The organism is Janibacter limosus NBRC 16128, from assembly GCF_001570985.1.
Taxonomy (GTDB): Bacteria; Actinomycetota; Actinomycetes; order Actinomycetales; family Dermatophilaceae; genus Janibacter; species Janibacter limosus.
Genome location: NZ_BCSS01000001.1, coordinates 1 through 18,362, shown reverse-complemented (window position 1 = coordinate 18,362; position 18,362 = coordinate 1). Strand labels below are relative to the sequence as shown.

The window sequence follows — 18,362 nt, the reverse complement described above, 5'->3', positions numbered from 1 at the left end:
TAGCCGCGGGGGCCGGGGCGGCTGTACAGGGCCTGCCGGCGTCCACAACTACTGGTTCAACACACAACCGTGCCGGCGCTCATCAACCAACGGGTGTGAGCGGGTGGGTCAGTCGACGGGGCGGGTCTCCGTCGTGCGGGAGAGGACGACCGCCCGGACGATGACGACGACGAGGGCGCTGGCTCCGAACATGTGGGCCAGGACGAGCACCTCGGGCAGCTCGGTCAGGTACTGCACGTAGCCGATCAGGCCTTGGGCGAGCGTGACCATCAGGACCAGCCACCAGGCGCGGGCCGGGCCGGCGGCGCGCTCGGTGAGCTTCGCTCCCAGCCAGACGGCCACGCAGATCCCGATGAAGAGCATGACGGCATCGGCGTGCAGCCACGAGATGGTGCGCGGGTCGAAGCCGGTGCGGGCCGGGGCGTCCGCGTCGCCCGAGTGCGGTCCCGAGCCGGTGACGACGGTGCCGAGCACGAGGACGACGACCGCGACCGCTGCCAGCACCCACTCCAGACGGGTGACGAGCGGGTGGAGCAGCGAGTGGGTCGCGCCACCGGGCTGCTGGTGGCGCCAGTACAGCCACGCCGAGACGGCGACGAGAGCCATCGAGCACAGGAAGTGGAAGGCCACGATCCACGGATTGAGGCCGGTGCGCACCGTGATGCCGCCGACGATCGCCTGGGCGCCCACGCCGGCCAGCACGACCCACGCGGCGCGGATCAGCTCGGGACGCTCACGGGCCCAGCGGTACAGGCCCCACAGCACGAGCAGGGCCAGGATGCCCACGACGCCGGTGAGCGTCCGGTTGCCGAACTCGATGAACTTGTGGATCCCCTCCTCCTGCTCCACCGTCGGCACGTACGACCCGGGGACGCACTCGGGCCAGGTCGGGCAGCCGAGGCCGGAGCCGGTGAGGCGGACGAGCCCTCCCGTGACGACGATCCCGATCTCAGCGATCAGGTTGAGCAGGAGCAGGCGGGGCAGCCACGTGCGAGCTGCCGAGGAGAGGGTCTGTGGCACGCCACTACGGTATGTCGTAACCACAGCGCGCCTGACCACGGGGGCGAAGGGGGTCAGTCCCGCCAGCGGAAGGTGCGCACCACCGCGAGGCTGAGGCCGACGCCCCACAGGACGAGCACTGCCCACGGCAGCAGGGGCACGCCGGCGCCGGTCAGGCCATCGCGGAAGGCGTCCCCGAGCGCCCCGGAGGGCAGCCAGCGCACGACCGCGTCGAGCCCGCCGACCGTGTCGCCGGGCAGGAGCAGCCCGCCGACGCCGGCGAGGAGGACCCACACGAGGTTGGCCAGGGCCAAAACTGCCTCGGCCCGCAGCGCGCCGGCGAGGAGCAGGGCGAGGGCGACGAAGACCCAGACTCCCAGCGCAGCGGAGACGGGTGCGAGGAGCAGACCGAGGAGGTCCGGCCGCCAACCGAGGGCGACACCGACGGCGCCCAGGACGATGAGCTGCAGGAGCGCGACCGCGGCGACTGCCACGGCCTTGCCGGCGAGCAGCCCGTCGCTGCCGACGGGTGACGTGGCCAGCAGGCGCAGCACGCCGTAGCGACGGTCGAAGGCGGTCTGGATCGCCTGTCCGGTGAATGCCGTCGAGACGACGGCCAGGGCGAGCACGCCCGGCACGACGAGTGCCACTCGCGGCTCGGGCAGGTCCGGGTAGGGAGAGGCGATGAGGGCGACCATGGCCAGGGCGGGCAGGACGAGCGAGACGAGGAGCTGCTCGCCGTTGCGCGCCAAGATCTCGGCCTCGAAGCGTGCCTGCGCGAGGATGCGGCGTCGCTGCGGCTCGGCGGGGGAGAGGACGGTCTCAGCCACGGGTCCCTCCGGTCAGGGCGAAGTACGCGTCCTCGAGCCGGCCGCCTGCGGCGATGGCGGCGGGGGTGTCGTCCGCGACGACCCTGCCCCGGTCGAGGATGACGACGCGATCGGCCAGGCGCTCGGCCTCGTCGAAGCCGTGGGTGGTGACGACGAGGGCGACGCCTTCGTCGCGGCGCTCCCGGACCAGGTCCCAGACCGCCAGCCGGGCATGCGGGTCCAGCCCGGCGGTCGGCTCGTCGAGGAAGGCCACCTCGGGGTCACCGAGCAGCGCAGCGGCCAAGGCGACGCGTTGTCGTTGCCCACCGCTCAGGCGGCGCACCGGCGTCCGGGCGAAGGGGGTGATGTCGAGCCGCTCGACGAGCTCGTCGGTGCGGTGGGTCCGGTAGAGCCGCTGCAGGTGCCCGAGGAGCCGCGCTGCCGAGACGCTCTGCGGCAGGCCGCCGTCCTGGAGCATGACGCCGACTCGGGCCCGGTGGTCGGCGTCTGCCTGCCAGGGGTCGGTGCCGAGGACCCGGCAGGTCCCGGAGTCGGGTCGCTGGAGGCCCTCGAGGCATTCGATGGTGGTCGTCTTGCCGGCACCGTTGGGGCCCAGGACGCAGGTGATCTCGCCCGTCTCGGCAGCCCACGTGGCCCCGTCGACGGCGCGGGTGTCGCCGAAGACGCGGCGCAGGTCCTCCACGACGACGGCACGTGTCACGAGAGGGGAGTCTAGGCAGCGCGGCCGACAGGGTCGGGTTAGGGCTCCCTTTGTTGCCTTACCCGGCTAATTACGTAACATGGGTGTGTGGTTAATTCATCGCACGTCACGAGGTCGTCGTCGGTCCCCGACGACGTCGGTCGTGATGCGCGCACGCGAGACCGCGTCCTGGCCGTCATCAGCGAGCAGGGACCGATCACCGCAGCCGCACTGGCCGCGCAGCTGGGGCTGACCGCCACCGGCGTGCGGCGACACCTCGACCAGCTGGCCGAGACGAGTGCCGTGACGAGCCGGGCGCCCCACACGGGCAAGCGCGGCCGCGGCCGACCCGCCAGGGAGTGGGTCGTCGGCGACACCGGTCACGAGCACCTGAGCGCGGACTACGACGAGCTGGCCGCTGATGCCATGCGCTTCCTGCGCGACACCGGCGGTGAGGACGCCGTACGCGCCTTCGCCGACCAGCGCATCCGCTCCCTCGAGGAGCGCTGCGAGAGCCGCATCGAGGCCGCGGGCGATGACCCGCGTGCCCGGACCGAGGCTCTCGTGGAGGCACTGGGTGTCGAGGGCTACGCTGCCAGCGCGCGTACGGTCGGCGACGACGTCGTCGTCGGTCTGCAGCTGTGCCAGGGCCATTGCCCGGTCCAGCATGTCGCGGCTGAGTTCCCCGAGCTGTGCGAGGCGGAGACCGATGCCTTCTCCCGCCTCCTCGGCGTCCATGTCCAACGCCTGGCCACCTTGGCTCAGGGCGATCACGTCTGCACCACCTTCGTCCCCACCGCGGGGGCGCGTCCCCACACAGAGAGGTCCACGCGATGAGCACCAACATCGAAGAGCTCAACCCCGGGCTCAAGGACATCGGCCGCTACGAGTACGGCTGGTCCGACAGCGACGCCGCCGGCGAGACCGCCAGGCGAGGCCTCAACGAAGAGGTCGTGCTCGACATCAGCGACCGCAAGAGCGAGCCGCAGTGGATGCGCGACCTGCGGCTGAAGTCGTTGCGCCTCTTCGGCAAGAAGCCCATGCCGAGCTGGGGGAGCGACCTCACCGGGATCGACTTCCAGAACATCAAGTACTTCGTGAAGTCCACGGAGAACCAGGCCGCCTCGTGGGACGAGCTGCCCGACGACATCAAGAACACCTACGACCGACTGGGCATCCCCGAGGCGGAGAAGCAGCGCCTCGTCGCCGGCGTCGCCGCTCAGTACGAGTCCGAGGTCGTCTACCACCAGATCCGTGAGGACCTGGAGCAACAGGGCGTCATCTTCGTCGACACCGACACCGGGCTGCGCGAGCACGAGGACCTCTTCCGCGAGTACTTCGGCACCGTCATCCCCGCCGGTGACAACAAGTTCGCCGCGCTCAACACTGCCGTGTGGTCGGGTGGCTCCTTCATCTACGTCCCGCCGGGCGTCCACGTCGACATCCCGTTGCAGGCCTACTTCCGGATCAACACCGAAAACATGGGCCAGTTCGAGCGGACGCTGATCATCGCCGACGAGGGCTCCTCCGTGCACTACGTCGAGGGCTGCACGGCGCCGATCTACACGACCGCGTCGCTGCACAGCGCCGTCGTCGAGATCGTCGTCAAGAAGAACGCCCGGGTGCGGTACACGACCATCCAGAACTGGTCCAACAACGTCTACAACCTCGTCACCAAGCGCACCACGGTCGCCGAGGGCGGCACGATGGAGTGGGTCGACGGCAACATCGGCTCCAAGGTGACGATGAAGTACCCGGCGTGCTTCCTCATGGGTGAGTACGCCAAGGGGGAGACCCTCTCGATCGCCTTCGCCGGCGAGGGACAGCACCAGGATGCGGGCGCCAAGATGGTGCACGCCGCCCCCAACACGTCGAGCTCGATCATCTCCAAGTCGGTGGCACGTGGTGGCGGTCGTACCTCCTACCGAGGCCTCGTGCAGGTCCTCGAGGGCGCGACCAACAGCAAGTCCAATGTCGTGTGCGATGCCCTGCTCGTGGACACGATCAGTCGGTCCGACACCTACCCCTACGTCGACGTCCGCGAGGACGAGGTGCAGATGGGTCACGAGGCCACGGTCTCCAAGGTGTCCGCCGACCAGCTCTTCTACCTCATGTCCCGCGGGCTCAACGAGGAGGAGGCCATGGCGACGATCGTGCGTGGCTTCGTCGAGCCCATCGCGCGCGAGCTGCCGATGGAGTACGCCCTCGAGCTCAACCGCCTCATCGAACTCCAGATGGAAGGAGCCGTCGGCTGATGAGCCTGCTGGCTGACTCGGGCCCCAAGGCCCATACCCATTCCGCGGACACCCTCGTCCCGGACCAGTCCCGCGCGGAGCGCATCCGCTCCTGGGAGGTCTCCGACTTCGAGATGCCCACCGGGCGCGAGGAGGACTGGCGCTTCACGCCGGTCGGCGAGCTGACCGACCTCTTCAGCGAGGCCGGTGACAGCTCCACGCTCAGCGTCACGCACGAGCTGCCCGAGGGCGTGACCCGCTCGACGGTCTCCGCCGACGAGGTGCGCGCGGCTGGCGTCCCGCTGCCCTCCGACCGCGCCGCGGCCGTCGCTGCGAGCGGGGACTCGGTCGTCGTCATCGACGTCCCGGCCGAGGCGGAGCTCACCGAGCCGGTGCGCATCCGGCTCGACGGCGCGAGCCGCGAGACCGTGCGTGCGCACCACGTCGTGCGCGTCGGTGCCTTCGCCAAGGCGACGGTCGTCATCGAGCACTCGGGCACGAGCGACTACACCGAGCTGCTCTCCGTCATCTCCGGCGACAGCTCGCAGCTGACCATCGTCTCGCTGCAGGACTGGGCCGATGACGCCCACCACCTCGGCCAGCACGATGTCGTCGTGGGTCGTGACGCGAGCGTGCGACACATCGCCATCACCATCGGTGGCGGCATCGTGCGGCTCAACACCAACGCGACCTACGCCGGCCCCGGCGGCTCCTTCGAGGGCCTGGGCGTCTACTTCGCCGACGCGGGACAGCACCTCGAGCACCGGCTCTTCGTCGACCACGAGGCGCCGCACTGCACGAGCAATGTCGAGTACAAGGGCGCCCTCCAGGGCGAGACCGCGCACACCGTGTGGGTCGGCGATGTCCTCATCCGCGCGGCGGCCGAGGGCACCGAGACCTACGAGCTCAACCGCAACCTCGTGCTGACCGACGGCGCACGCGCCGACTCCGTCCCCAACCTCGAGATCGAGACGGGCGAGATCATCGGTGCCGGCCACGCATCGACGACGGGTCGCTTCGACGACCTGCAGCTGTTCTACCTGCAGTCGCGCGGCATCCCCGAGGACGAGGCCCGTCGCCTCGTCGTGCGCGGCTTCTTCAACAGCATCGTCCAGCGGGTCGGTGACCCGGAGATCAGCGAGCGCATCATGGCCGCGATCGACATCGAGCTCGAGGGCGGCGCTGCATGAGCGCCGTCGCAGAGCCCGGCTTCGTCCGGGTCTGCCACCTCGACGAGCTGACGACCGGGGAGGCCGCCAAGGCCGAGGTCTCCGGTCGTGTCATCGCCGTGGTGCGCGTCGAGGACGGCACCGTCCACGCGATCGACGACGAGTGCACCCACGGCAAGGTCTCGCTCTCCGAGGGCGAGGTCGACGGCTGCACCATCGAGTGCTGGCTGCACGGCTCCCGCTTCGACCTGCTCTCCGGTCGGCCCACCAGCCTGCCTGCGACCGTCCCCGTCGCGGTGCACACCGTCCAGGTGAGCGCCGACGGTGACGTCCTCGTCTCGCTGGCCGACTGACCACACACTTCACGAAGGAAAGACGACGAACATGGCAACGCTAGAGATCACCGACCTGCACGTCAGCGTCACCACCGAGGACGGCCCCAAGGAGATCCTCAAGGGTGTCACGCTCACCATCAACTCCGGTGAGACGCACGCGATCATGGGCCCCAACGGGTCCGGCAAGTCCACGCTGGCCTACTCCATCGCCGGCCACCCCAAGTACACCGTCACCTCCGGCACGGTGACCCTCGACGGCGAGGACGTGCTCGCCATGTCCGTCGACGAGCGGGCCCGCGCCGGCCTCTTCCTCGCGATGCAGTACCCCGTCGAGGTTCCCGGCGTCACGGTGAGCAACTTCCTGCGGACCGCCAAGACAGCCATCGACGGTGAGGCTCCCAAGCTGCGGCACTGGGTCAAGGACGTCCGCAATGCGATGGACGAGCTGCGGATGGACCCCGCCTTCGCCGAGCGCAATGTCAACGAGGGCTTCTCCGGTGGCGAGAAGAAGCGCCACGAGATCCTCCAGATGGAGCTGCTCAAGCCCAAGTTCGCCATCCTCGACGAGACCGACTCCGGTCTGGACGTCGATGCCCTGCGCATCGTCTCCGAGGGTGTCAACCGCGCCAAGGCGGGCACCGATGCCGGCGTCCTGCTCATCACGCACTACACGCGCATCCTGCGCTACATCACCCCCGACCAGGTCCACGTCTTCGTCGACGGGCGCATTGCCGAGCAGGGTGGCGCCGAGCTGGCCGACCGCCTCGAGGCCGAGGGCTATGACCGTTTCCTGACGACGGGGGAGCCCGCCACGACCGCTGGGGCCTGAGCATGACGCCGCAGCTGATCCCCGAGGGCGAGCTGGCCGCGATCCGCGGCCAGTTCCCCATCCTCGAGCGCACGGTGCGCGGGGACAAGCCTCTCGTCTACCTAGACTCCGGTGCGACCTCGCAGAAGCCGCTCGCCGTCCTGGACGCCGAGCGCGACTTCCTGCTCACGGCCAACTCGGCGCCGCACCGTGGGGCGCACGCGCTGTCCGAGGAGGCCACCGAGGCCTACGAGGGCGCCCGAGCCGACATCGCCGGTCTCATCGGTGCGCAGGAGCGCGAGGTGGTCTTCACCAAGAACGCCACCGAGGCGCTCAACCTTGCCGCCTACGCCTTCTCCAACGCGGAGGTGGGATCCCCCCTTCGCGTCGGTGAGGGTGACGAGATCCTGATCACCGAGGCCGAGCACCACGCCAACCTCATCCCGTGGCAGGAGCTGTGCCGGCGCACCGGTGCCACCCTGCGCTGGATCGGCGTGACCGACGAGGGTCGTCTCGACCTCGAGCAGCTCGACGAGATGGTCACCGAGCGCACCAAGGTCCTGGCCTTCACCCACGCCTCCAACGTGCTCGGCGCCGTCAGCGATGTCCCGCGCATCGTCGCTGCGGCCAAGGCCGTCGGAGCGATCACGGTCCTCGACGCCTGCCAGTCGGTGCCCCACCTGCCGGTGGACGTCACCGAGCTCGGCGTGGACCTGCTCGCCTTCTCCGGCCACAAGATGTACGGCCCGAGCGGCATCGGCGTCCTGTGGGGTCGCTACGACCTCCTCGAGCAGATGCCCGCCTTCCTCACCGGCGGGTCGATGATCGAGATCGTGCGGATGGAGGGCAGCACCTACGCGCCGCCGCCCACCCGCTTCGAGGCCGGCGTGCCGATGACCAGCCAGGCCATCGGTCTGGGTGCCGCCGTGCGCTGGATGCAGGACATCGGTGTCGAGCGCATCGCCGCGCACGAGCAGGCCCTCACGGCGCAGCTGCTCGAGGCGATCGCGCAGCGGCCCTGGGTCCGGCTCATCGGTCCGGCCGACGTGGTCCACCGCGGCGCGGCAGTGTCCTTCGTCGTCGACGGTGTCCACGCGCACGACGTGGGCCAGGTCCTCGACGACCAGGGGGTCGCCGTGCGTGTGGGTCACCACTGCGCCTGGCCGCTGCACCGCGCCTTCGGTGTCGCTGCCACCACCCGCGCCTCGCTGGCCGTCTACAACACCCCGGCCGAGATCGACACGCTCGTGGCCGCGCTCGACCGCGTGCCCGCGATCTTCGGCGTCGAGACAGGAGCTGCCTGATGGACCTGTACCAAGAGCTCATCCTCGACCACTCCAAGCGCCAGGTCGGCCACGGCCTGCGTGAGGGCCACCTGGCCGAGGTGCACCACGTCAACCCCACCTGCGGTGACGAGGTGACGCTGCGCGTCCACCTCGACGGCACCGGGCACGACGCCACGATCACCGACATCTCCTACGAGGCGATGGGTTGCTCGATCTCCATGGCGAGCACCTCGATCCTCGCCGAGGAGATCACCGGAGAGGGCATCGACGACGCGATGGTCGTGCACGAGGCCATGCGCCAGATGCTCACCAGCCGCGGCCAGGACCCGGGCGACGAAGAGGTCATCGGCGACGGCGTGGCCCTGGCCGGAGTCGCCCAGTACCCAGCGCGCGTCAAGTGTGCTCTGCTGGGCTGGATGGCCCTCACCGACGCGCTGGCCCAGGCCGGCGTCGACATCGCGACCGCATCCCAAGGAGAGACCGCATGACTGCCCAGGCACCCACACCGAGCAATGTCGCTGATGTCGAGGAGGCGCTGCGCGACGTCGTCGACCCCGAGCTGGGGATCAACGTCGTCGACCTCGGCCTCGTCTACGGCATCACCGTCGACCCGCAGAACCACGCGGTCATCGACATGACCCTCACCTCCGCGGCCTGCCCGCTGACCGATGTCATCGAGGACCAGGTCACCCAGGCCCTCACCGACCTGGTCACCGACTCCAGGATCAACTGGGTCTGGATGCCGCCGTGGGGTCCGGACAAGATCACCGATGACGGCCGCGAGCAGCTGCGCGCGCTCGGCTTCAACATCTGAGTCACCCCAGCATGTCCCGCACCGTCGAGGTGGCCCCGGCCCGCCTCGAGCGGTGGGTCGAAGGATTTGCAGCCCGGCACGACGGCGCCACGCGCGCCGACGTGCCGGGCTCCTTCGTGCTCACCGGCGGTGACGGTTCCACTGCCACGGGGGAGGGCTTCGACCACTCCCGCATCGGGCTGGTCCTCGTGCGCCGTGGCGGTCACGCCGTCGGCCGTGACGAAGGGGGCGACCTCCTCGCCCACACCTGCGGCACCGCCTATGTGCAGGGCAAGACCAAGAAGGGCGGCTGGAGCCAGCAGCGGTATGCGCGCCGTCGGGGCAACCAGGCCGACGGGGTCATCGGCAAGGTGAGCGAGCTCGCGCTTCGTCATCTGTCGGCGGGGAGCATCGACGCGCTCGTCCTCGGGGGGGACCGACGGATGTCCGAGCAAGTCCTCGACGACGACCGGCTCGCGCACCTGCGCGACCTGCCGCGCCGGGTCCTGTGGGACCTGCCCGACCCGCGCTACGCGGTGCTCCAGGAGGCCGCGCGCCGAGCGCGGGCGGTGCGGATCACGCTGGAGGACTGAGCCCCTCGGGAACGGGGGTCAGATGTTGTTGGGGTCGCTGACCTCGAAGGTGTCGCACTGGTTGACCGAGTCGGCCTTCATCCCGCGCAGCAGCCAGGCCTGACGGGCCTTGGCCGAGCCGTGGGTCCACGACTCGGGCTGGACACCGCCACCGGACTTCTTCTGGATCTCGTCGTCACCGACCGACTTGGCCGCGCCCATGGCATTGGTGACGTCCGCGTCGCTGATGTCGGTGAGCAGTGCCTGGCCCTTGGCGTCCTTGGTCTCGGTCGCGTGCTGGATCCACATGCCGGCGAAGCAGTCGGCCATCAGCTCGACGCGCACGGCACCCGAGTCGGCGCCCTTGGGGTCCTTCTGGGCCTCGTCGAGCACGCCGTAGACATTCTGGATGTGGTGGCCGTACTCGTGTGCGAGCACGTAGAGCTCGGCGAGCACGCCGTCCTCGGCACCCAGCTGCTGCTCCATGATGTCGTAGAAGTCGGTGTCGATGAAGATCTGCTCGTCGACGGGGCAGTAGAAGGGACCGACCTGGTTGCTGGCCGTCCCGCACTGGGACTGGGTCTGGCCGGTGTAGACCACGACCTTGTCCGGTCCGCGGAACCGCTGGTTGGCGTCCTGCAGGGCCTTGGCCAGATCGGGCTGGCTGCTCCAGTAGTCGTGGAGGCTGTTCTCGCCGAGGACCATGAGGCACTCGCGGTCATTCTTGGCATCAGCGCCGCTCTTGCACTTCTCGGCCAGGCGCTGGTCGCTCTGCCCCTGCGCGGTCTCCTGGGGGGCGTCGCCACCGCCGAGCATGTCCCCGTTGCCGGTCAGGACGAGGATCACGGCGATGATCAGGCCCACGATGCCGCCACCGCCGGCGATCACGGGACCGCGCCCCCGGCCGCCTCCGCCGCCGCCCATCCGGGAGGTGTCGAGCGAGGCGTTGTCGTTGATGCTCATGGGCGTTCCTCCATGGGGCTCGGTCGGGCGACCGGGACGGATGCGGTGACCGGCGGGTCTGCGACTTACACTAACCGGCGACCGACCTTTCGTACGTGCAGGAGAACCACCCGTGATCACAGCAAGCAGCATCGAGCTGCGGGCAGGCTCGCGGATCCTGCTGGACGGCGCGTCCTTCCGCATGGCCGCAGGAGACCGCGTCGGCCTCGTCGGACGCAATGGCGCCGGCAAGACGACCCTGACCAAGGTGCTCGCCGGTCAGGCGCAGGCCGCGTCGGGGGAGGTCACCTCCACCGGCGGCATCGGCTACCTTCCCCAGGACCCGCGCACGGGGGACCTGACCGTCACCGGTCGCCAGCGGATCCTCTCGGCCCGTGGTCTGGACCGCATCGTCACCGATCTGCGCACCACGGAGAAGCGGATGGCGAGCGCCGACCCCGAGACACTGGAGAAGGCGATGGGGCGCTTCGGTCGGCTGCAGGAGGAGTTCGACGCGGCCGGCGGGTACGCCGCAGAGTCCGAGGCCGCGAGCATCGCCTCTGCCCTCGGGATCGACGAGGCGCGCCTGGACCAGAGCCTTGAGACGCTCTCGGGTGGTCAGCGACGAAGGGTGGAGCTGGCCCGGATCCTCTTCTCCGGCAACGAGACGCTCCTGCTCGACGAACCGACCAACCACCTTGACGCCGACTCCATCGCCTGGCTGCGTGAGCACCTGCGCAACTACAAGGGAGGGCTGATCATCATCAGCCACGACGTCGAGCTGCTCGAGGTCGTCGTCAACCGGGTCTTCCACCTCGACGCCAACCGGTGCGAGCTGGACATCTACAACATGGGCTGGAAGAACTACCTCCAGCAGCGCGAGACGGACGAGCGTCGCCGCAAGCGCGAGGTGCAGAACGCCACCAAGAAGGCGACCGTCCTGCTCGAGCAGGCGGACAAGATGCGCGCCAAGGCCACCAAGGCCACCGCAGCGCAGCAGATGATCAAGCGCGCCGAGCGGATGCTCGCCGGCGTCGAGGGCGAACGCACCCAGGATCGCGTGGCCAAGCTGCGCTTCCCGGACCCGGCGCCGTGCGGGCGGACCCCCCTTCGTGCCTCTGGTCTCTCCCGCTCCTACGGGAGCCTGGAGATCTTCACCGACGTCGACCTGGCCATCGACCGGGGGACCAAGGTCGTCGTCCTCGGGCTCAACGGCGCCGGCAAGACGACCCTGCTGCGCATGCTCGCGGGTGTGGACGCCCCGGACACCGGACAGGTCGAGCCCGGCCACGGCCTCAAGCTCGGGTACTACGCCCAGGAGCACGAAAACCTGGACGTCGACCGGTCGGTGCTGGCCAACATGAAGTCAGCGGCCCCGGACCTCGGCGAGACCGAGGTCCGCAAGGTGCTCGGCTCCTTCCTCTTCAGCGGGGATGACGTCAACAAGCCGGCCGGGGTGCTCTCGGGTGGGGAGAAGACGCGGTTGTCGCTCGCGCTGCTCGTCGTCTCCAGCGCCAATGTGCTGCTCCTCGACGAGCCGACCAACAACCTCGACCCTGCCAGCCGTGAGGAGATCCTCGGGGCGCTGTCGACCTTCAAGGGTGCCGTCGTCCTCGTGACGCACGACGAGGGCGCGGTCGACGCGCTCCAGCCCGAGCGGATCCTGCTCCTGCCCGACGGCGTCGAGGACTTCTACAGCCCGGACTACCGGGATCTGGTCACCTTGGCCTGAGGCCCGCGCTCCACCACGTGAGACACATAACGGTGAGTTATGAGTTCCATAAGTGAGTCACTACTATGAGTTCTGTGACTGTGACGACCCGACCCACGCGCACGAAGTCCACCGGAGCCTGGGCAGATGGCGACCGGACTCCGCTGAACCACAACGAGGAGTTCAAGCAGGAGGACGACGCGCTCAACGTGCGCGCGCGGATCGAGGAGACCTACTCCAAGCAGGGCTTCGCTTCCATCGCCAAGGACGACCTCACCGGTCGCATGCGCTGGTGGGGCCTCTACACGCAGCGCAAGCAGGGCCTCGACGGGACGCACACGGGCGAGGACGGCCTCGACGACGAGTTCTTCATGATGCGGGTTCGCAGCGACGGCGGACGGATGACGACCGACCAGCTTCGCGCGGTTGCGGGCATCAGCACGGACTTCGCACGGGACACCGCTGACATCTCCGACCGGCAGAACATCCAGCTGCACTGGATCCGGATCGAGGACGTGCCGGAGATCTGGCGGCGTCTCGAAGCAGTCGGTCTGTCGACGACGGAGGCCTGCGGCGACTGCCCGCGCACGATGCTCGGCTCACCGGTGGCCGGCATCGCCAAGGACGAGATCATCGACGGCACGCCGGCCCTCGACGAGATCAAGGCGAAGTTCATCGGTGACCCCGAGTACTCCAACCTGCCCCGGAAGTTCAAGACGGCCATCTCCGGCTCGCCCTCGATGGACATCGCGCACGAGATCAACGACATCTCCTTCGTCGGCGTCCACCACCCCGAGCACGGTCCGGGCTTCGACCTCTGGGTGGGCGGCGGCCTGTCGGTCAAGCCGATCTTCGCCCAGCGGCTGGGCGTGTGGGTCTCCCTCGAGCAGGTCCCCGAGGTGTGGGCCGGCGTCACGGCGATCTTCCGCGACCACGGCTACCGACGCCTGCGCAACAAGGCCCGGCTGAAGTTCCTCATGGCCGACTGGGGTGCCGAGAAGTTCCGCGAGGTGCTGGAGAGGGACTACCTGGGGCGCTCCCTTCCCGATGGGCCGGAGGCCAAGGCCGTGCCCGGGTCGCGACGCGACCACGTCGGCATCCACGAGCAGAAGGACGGCCGCGTCTGGGTCGGCGCTGCGCCGATCGCCGGCAGGATGACCGGAACCAAGCTGACTCGCCTTGCCGAGCTGGCCGAGGCCACCGGTAGCCGGCGCATCCGGTTCACCCCGCACCAGAAGGTTCTCGTCCTCGATGTGCCCCCGGCTGCTGCGGACCAACTCGCCGTCGACCTCAAGGACCTCGATCTCGAGGTCCACCCGAGCGAGTGGCGCCGCAATGTCATGGCCTGCACCGGTCTCGAGTTCTGCAAGCTCGCGTTGACCGACACCAAGAAGCGGGCCCGCTGGACCGTCGAGGAGCTCGAGAAGCGCCTCGACATCGACGTCCCCTTCAGCATCCACTTCAACGGCTGCCCCAACAGCTGCGCACGCAGCCAGGTGGCCGACGTCGGCCTGAAGGGAATGCTGGAGAAGCAGGACGACGGCAGCCACCTGGAGGTCTTCCAGGTCCACCTCGGCGGCGCACTCGCCGAGGACCTCGCGCTGGCCCGCAAGACCCGCGCACTCAAGGTTGCCGGGGACGACCTGCCCGACTACATCGAGCGGCTCGCCCGCACCTATCTCGCTCAGCGCAGCGACGGCGAGTCCTTCGCGCTCTGGGTCCGCCGCGCCGAAGAGGATGACATCCGATGAGTGCCGCCCTCTCGCAGGATCGGTTGCAGGAGATCGCCCGAGCGGGTGAGCAGCAGTTCGCCGCGCTCGAGGCCGAGCACGGGGACACGCACGAAGGGAGAGTCGAGCTGGGTCGTCGTGCCCTGACCTGGGCCCAGGAGACCTTCGGTCGCGACCTCACCGTGGCCAGCTCGATGGGCGACGAGGTACTCGTCCACCTCGTCGGCACGACCCTCGAGGGCGCCGACGTCTTCTTCCTCGACACCGGCTACCACTTCGCGGAGACGCTCGGCACGCGAGACGCATACGACGCGATGCTGCCCATCACGATCCGGACGATCTACCCGCGCCTGACGGTGGCCGAGCAGGACGCGGAGCACGGTCCGCAGCTGCACGACCGGGACCCCAATCTGTGCTGCGCCATGCGCAAGGTCGAGCCGCTCAACCGCGCGCTCGAGGAGCACGGGGCCTGGGTCACCGGCATGCGCCGCGAGGACGCGCCGACCCGCACCGACATCACCATCGTCGGCTGGGACGAGCGCCGCGGCATGGTCAAGCTCAACCCGATCGCGGGCTGGACCCAGGACGACGTCGACCAGTACGCGGCCGAGAAGTCGGTCTTCCTCAACCCCCTTCGCCAGAGTGGGTACGCCTCCATCGGGTGTGCCCCCTGCACCCGACCCGTCGCCGAGGGCGAGGACGCTCGGGCCGGACGCTGGTCGGGCACGGACAAGGTGGAGTGCGGACTCCACACGTGATGCGCCCGGCATGACCACCATCCTGCTGGCGCACGGATCACCGGACCCTCGGCACTCGAGCACGCTGGAGCGGCTCCGCGAGCGGGTCGCCGGGCCCCTGGCGGACGCGGGCCGTGGTGAGACCCGCCTGGTCTACATCGAGCACGACGACCCCCGTCCCCACGATCTCGGCCCGAGCCTGACCGACGAGGTCACCGTCGTGCCGATGCTCGTCACCCCCGCTTTCCACGCGCGTGTCGACGTGCCCGCTGCGGTGCGAGCCCTCGGCGCGGCAGGAGCGCCGGTCCGGGTCGCTCCTGCGCTCGGGGGAGACCCACTGCTGCTCGACGCCGTCGACGAGCGCCTGGTGGCCGCCGGGCACGTTGTCGACCAGCCGGTGCTGCTCGTCGCCGGGGGATCACGCTCCGGCCAGGCCGGCCAGAGCATCCGGACCCTGCTCGATGCACACCCCCGGGCGGGCTGGATGACCATGACCCTCGCCGCGCCACGCGCTGGCGCCACGGCCGGTCGGGTCGTGGTCCCGGCGACCCTCGCGGAGGGCGTACTCCACGACAAGGTGGCCGTCCTCGCGCAGGCCGCAGGGTCCCCCTTCGTCCCCGGAGGGCTGGCGGACACCGCCGCTGTCGCGTCGCTCGTGCTGCGTCGGGCCCTCGGCTGACACACCCGTAGGGAATCCTGAGGGGACCGGCGGGGTTGTCGCCACCGGACGACGAGGAGCACACACGGATGATGACCAACAACGCATGGGGCCTCATGCGCTCGATGAGCAGCAACGAGACGACGCGAGCGCCCCTGCCGCCCGGGACCGCCCGGCGGGTGCTGGGCTATGCCCGGCCCTTCAGCCGGATCATCGCCGGCTTCCTCGCGCTGGTCGCCGTCGGCTCGCTCACCGTCGTGGCCGTGCCCCTGCTGCTCCAGCGACTCATCGACGACGGAGTGATCCCCCAGGACCGTCGCGTCGTCGTCACGATCGCCCTCCTCGTGGCGCTCATCGCGCTCGTCGAGGGAGCCACCACCCTCGTGCAGCGCTGGCTGTCCGCGCGGATCGGTGAGGGGCTGATCCACCACCTGCGGACCGAGGTCTTCGCGCACGTGCTGCGCCAGCCGATTGCCTTCTTCACCAGAGCCCAGACCGGGGCCCTGGTCAGCCGACTCAACAACGACGTCATCGGCGCCCAGCAGGCCTTCACGACGGTGCTGTCGTCCGTGGTCAGCAATGTCATCTCGCTCGTGCTCATCCTCGGCGCGATGTTCGCCCTGTCGTGGCAGCTGACCCTCGCCGCGCTCGTGCTCGTCCCCTTCTTCATCCTCCCGGCCAAGTGGATGGGGCGGCGCCTGGCCTCGCTGTCGTCCGAGCAGATGAACCTCAACGCCGACCTGGGCAACCAGATGACCGAGCGCTTCAATGTCGCCGGGGCGCTGCTGGTCAAGATCTTTGGTCAGCCGGCCCGCGAGGTGGCCCAGTACGACGAGCGCGCTGCCCGCGTGCGTGACATCGGCGTGCGGATCGCGGTCAACCGCGCCGTCTTCTTCGTGATGCTCACCCTGCTCGCCTCGCTCGCGACCGCGATGGTCTACGGCTTCGGCGGTGTGATGGCCGTGGAGGGGACCTTGACCGTCGGTACGCTCCTGGCCCTCTCCGCGCTGCTCGCCCGCCTCTACGGCCCGCTCACCGCAATCTCCAATGTCCACGTCGACATCCTCACGGCGCTCGTCTCCTTCGCCCGACTCTTCGAGCTGCTCGACATGCCCTCGAGCATCCGTGAGGTGCCCGATGCCCGGCCGCTGCCGCACGGCGAGGCGCTGTCGGTCGAGATGGACGACGTCCACTTCACCTACCCGGGTGCGGACTCCATCTCGCTGCGTTCCCTCGAGGGCGCGACGACGGGAGACCGCGACGAAGGCGGACCCGTCCTGCAGGGCGTGAGTCTGCGGGCCGAGCCCGGTCAGCTCATCGCCCTCGTCGGTCCCAGCGGCGCCGGCAAGAGCACGATCACCTCGCTCATCACCCGCTTCTACGACCCGACGCGCGGCACGGTGCGCATCGGGGGCCACGACCTGCGGGAGGCCACGCTGGAGTCCGTCAGCTCGACGGTCGGCATGGTCACCCAGGAGGCCCACCTCTTCCACGACACGCTGCGGGCCAACCTGGCGTATGCCAAGCCGGACACGACCGAGGAGGAGATGTGGGCCGCTCTGGAGGCCGCGCAGGTCCGCGGTCTGGTCGCGGCGCTCCCTGCCGGCCTGGACACCGTCGTCGGTGACCGAGGGCATCGGCTGTCCGGCGGCGAGAAGCAACGCTTCGCCATCGCCAGGCTGCTGCTGAAGTCACCTGCGGTGCTCATCCTCGACGAGGCCACCGCCCACCTCGACAGCGAGTCCGAGGTCGCCGTGCAGCGGGCCCTCGACAGCGCGCTCGAGGGACGCACAGCGATCGTCATCGCGCACCGGCTCTCGACGATCCGGGCTGCCGACCAGATCCTCGTCGTCGACGACGGTCGGGTCGTCGAGCGCGGCACCCACACTCAGCTGCTCGCGGCCGGCGGCCTGTACGCACACCTCTACTCGACGCAGTACGACGGCGAGGTGTCGACCGCCGCCGCTGACGTCACCGGCTGAGCCTCAGCCGTCCTCCTCGTCCCAGATGCGCACCTTCTTGGGGCGCGGGACGCGCTCGGTGCCCTCCAGCGCCTCCCGTCGCAGGGCGATGACGAGGAAGGCCCAGAATGCCGGGATCACCAGCCACCACTGGATGGCATACGCCAGGTGGGGGCCCGTCCCGGTGTCGGGGACCTCGAGCGGCTCGGGCCGCGGGACCTGCGGGTCCTCCGACTGCAGCGAGAGGTAGCCACCGAGGAGGTCACCATCGATCTGGGCGTCGGCTGCGGAGAGGTTGATGCTGGCGAGCTGTCCGGGCTGCATGTCACGGCCCAGGTCCTTCTCGCCCAGGCGGACCCACCCGGTGGCGGTGACCTCACCCTCGGGGGCGGCGGGGACCTCTGGGGCGATGTCGGCCCCCTTCGGGCTGTTGGGCACCCACCCGCGGTCGACGATCAGGACCTGCCCACCCTCAAGACGAAGGGGGACGAGCACCTCATAGCCATAGGTCCCGTCGAGTGGACGGTTGCGCACGAGGAGCTGCTCGTCGGTCAGGTACTGACCGGTGGCGGTGACGCGGATCCACTCGTCCTGCAACGGCACGGGCTCGTCGGTGAGGACCTGGGTGACGGGGATGGGGGCGGCCGCGTAGTGGGTCTCGATCCGGTCGGCCCGCGCCGACTTGTCCTCGTACTTGCCCCACTGCCACTGGCCCAGCCAGACGCAGGCGATGGACGCCGCGAGCGCGAGAGCGAACCACCCGAGCCATCTCGGGGTGACAGCCAGGCGCAGCATCAGCCGGCGTCGGCAGGGATCTCGTCGACCGCGCAGGTCGTCACGGGGAAACCGCGCACCGCCAAGTGGTCGCGCAGGACCTCCTCGTGCTCGTCGCACGCGAGCCACACCTTGCGGCGGGAC

At 69.7% G+C, this 18,362-nt stretch carries 19 protein-coding genes; 14 read left to right on the top strand and 5 right to left on the bottom strand.

Annotation, left to right across the window (positions count from 1 at the left end; all coding sequences use genetic code 11):
• Window positions 1–108: 108 nt before the first annotated feature.
• Genes JLI01S_RS00095 through JLI01S_RS00085 form a run of 3 tightly spaced genes read right to left on the bottom strand, consistent with a single transcriptional unit; the run spans window position 109 to window position 2,529 of the window.
• On the bottom strand, window positions 109–1,020 hold the full coding sequence (locus JLI01S_RS00095) for a COX15/CtaA family protein (protein ID WP_068258318.1): 912 nt from the start codon (window positions 1,018–1,020) through the stop codon (window positions 109–111).
• A 53-nt stretch (window positions 1,021–1,073) separates the two neighbouring features.
• Window positions 1,074–1,829, bottom strand: a complete 756-nt coding sequence (locus JLI01S_RS00090; RefSeq protein WP_068258317.1) for an ABC transporter permease — start codon at window positions 1,827–1,829, stop codon at window positions 1,074–1,076.
• Window positions 1,822–2,529, bottom strand: coding sequence for an ABC transporter ATP-binding protein (locus tag JLI01S_RS00085; RefSeq protein WP_068258315.1), 708 nt, complete (start codon window positions 2,527–2,529; stop codon window positions 1,822–1,824). The genes JLI01S_RS00090 and JLI01S_RS00085 overlap by 8 nt, the downstream gene beginning before the upstream one ends.
• Before the next feature lie 87 nt (window positions 2,530–2,616).
• On the opposite strand from JLI01S_RS00085, the gene JLI01S_RS00080 reads away from it, so the two are divergent.
• From JLI01S_RS00080 to JLI01S_RS00040, 9 genes are read left to right on the top strand one after another with little or no spacing between them, the layout of a single operon-like run.
• Window positions 2,617–3,345 (top strand): helix-turn-helix transcriptional regulator, encoded by a 729-nt coding sequence (locus JLI01S_RS00080; RefSeq protein WP_068258313.1) that lies wholly within the window; start codon window positions 2,617–2,619, stop codon window positions 3,343–3,345.
• A complete protein-coding gene (gene sufB / locus JLI01S_RS00075) occupies window positions 3,342–4,763 on the top strand; it encodes a Fe-S cluster assembly protein SufB (protein WP_068258311.1) in 1,422 nt (473 codons plus the stop codon). Before JLI01S_RS00080 ends, sufB begins: the two co-directional genes overlap by 4 nt.
• A complete protein-coding gene (sufD, locus tag JLI01S_RS00070; protein WP_068258306.1) occupies window positions 4,763–5,932 on the top strand; it encodes a Fe-S cluster assembly protein SufD in 1,170 nt (389 codons plus the stop codon). The genes sufB and sufD overlap by 1 nt, the downstream gene beginning before the upstream one ends.
• A complete protein-coding gene (locus JLI01S_RS00065; protein WP_068258304.1) occupies window positions 5,929–6,264 on the top strand; it encodes a non-heme iron oxygenase ferredoxin subunit in 336 nt (111 codons plus the stop codon). The genes sufD and JLI01S_RS00065 overlap by 4 nt, the downstream gene beginning before the upstream one ends.
• A gap of 31 nt (window positions 6,265–6,295) precedes the next feature.
• Window positions 6,296–7,075, top strand: a complete 780-nt coding sequence (gene sufC, locus JLI01S_RS00060; RefSeq protein WP_068258302.1) for a Fe-S cluster assembly ATPase SufC — start codon at window positions 6,296–6,298, stop codon at window positions 7,073–7,075.
• A 2-nt stretch (window positions 7,076–7,077) separates the two neighbouring features.
• Complete coding sequence (locus JLI01S_RS00055) at window positions 7,078–8,358, top strand: cysteine desulfurase (protein WP_068258300.1); 1,281 nt, start codon at window positions 7,078–7,080, stop codon at window positions 8,356–8,358.
• A complete protein-coding gene (gene sufU, locus JLI01S_RS00050) occupies window positions 8,358–8,828 on the top strand; it encodes a Fe-S cluster assembly sulfur transfer protein SufU (RefSeq protein ID WP_068258298.1) in 471 nt (156 codons plus the stop codon). The genes JLI01S_RS00055 and sufU overlap by 1 nt, the downstream gene beginning before the upstream one ends.
• Window positions 8,825–9,154: a metal-sulfur cluster assembly factor gene (locus tag JLI01S_RS00045; protein WP_068258296.1), complete on the top strand. Its 330-nt coding sequence runs from the start codon at window positions 8,825–8,827 to the stop codon at window positions 9,152–9,154. Before sufU ends, JLI01S_RS00045 begins: the two co-directional genes overlap by 4 nt.
• A gap of 11 nt (window positions 9,155–9,165) precedes the next feature.
• The gene (locus JLI01S_RS00040) at window positions 9,166–9,726 is read left to right on the top strand and encodes an acVLRF1 family peptidyl-tRNA hydrolase (protein WP_068258294.1); all 561 of its coding nucleotides are present in this window, start codon (window positions 9,166–9,168) and stop codon (window positions 9,724–9,726) included.
• An 18-nt stretch (window positions 9,727–9,744) separates the two neighbouring features.
• Here the strand turns inward: JLI01S_RS00040 and ypfJ are convergent, their stop codons facing one another.
• Window positions 9,745–10,668 carry a KPN_02809 family neutral zinc metallopeptidase gene (gene ypfJ / locus JLI01S_RS00035; protein WP_068258289.1) on the bottom strand — a complete coding sequence of 308 codons (924 nt, stop codon included), beginning with the start codon at window positions 10,666–10,668 and terminating at the stop codon, window positions 9,745–9,747.
• A 112-nt stretch (window positions 10,669–10,780) separates the two neighbouring features.
• Between ypfJ and JLI01S_RS00030 the strand changes: the two genes are divergently transcribed.
• From JLI01S_RS00030 to JLI01S_RS00010, 5 genes are all read left to right on the top strand, one after another.
• A complete protein-coding gene (locus JLI01S_RS00030) occupies window positions 10,781–12,379 on the top strand; it encodes an ABC-F family ATP-binding cassette domain-containing protein (protein WP_068258287.1) in 1,599 nt (532 codons plus the stop codon).
• Between the two features lie 65 nt (window positions 12,380–12,444).
• Entirely contained in the window at window positions 12,445–14,109 is a 1,665-nt protein-coding gene (locus JLI01S_RS00025; RefSeq protein ID WP_068258285.1) for a nitrite/sulfite reductase, read from the top strand.
• Entirely contained in the window at window positions 14,106–14,846 is a 741-nt protein-coding gene (locus tag JLI01S_RS00020; protein WP_068258283.1) for a phosphoadenylyl-sulfate reductase, read from the top strand. Before JLI01S_RS00025 ends, JLI01S_RS00020 begins: the two co-directional genes overlap by 4 nt.
• A 10-nt stretch (window positions 14,847–14,856) precedes the next feature.
• Window positions 14,857–15,504 (top strand): sirohydrochlorin chelatase, encoded by a 648-nt coding sequence (locus JLI01S_RS00015; protein ID WP_068258281.1) that lies wholly within the window; start codon window positions 14,857–14,859, stop codon window positions 15,502–15,504.
• Window positions 15,505–15,575: 71 nt separating this feature from the next.
• Entirely contained in the window at window positions 15,576–17,465 is a 1,890-nt protein-coding gene (locus JLI01S_RS00010) for an ABC transporter ATP-binding protein (RefSeq protein ID WP_084349082.1), read from the top strand.
• A 3-nt stretch (window positions 17,466–17,468) separates the two neighbouring features.
• Here the strand turns inward: JLI01S_RS00010 and JLI01S_RS00005 are convergent, their stop codons facing one another.
• Complete coding sequence (locus JLI01S_RS00005; RefSeq protein ID WP_068258277.1) at window positions 17,469–18,239, bottom strand: SURF1 family cytochrome oxidase biogenesis protein; 771 nt, start codon at window positions 18,237–18,239, stop codon at window positions 17,469–17,471.
• Window positions 18,240–18,362: the final 123 nt, after the last annotated feature.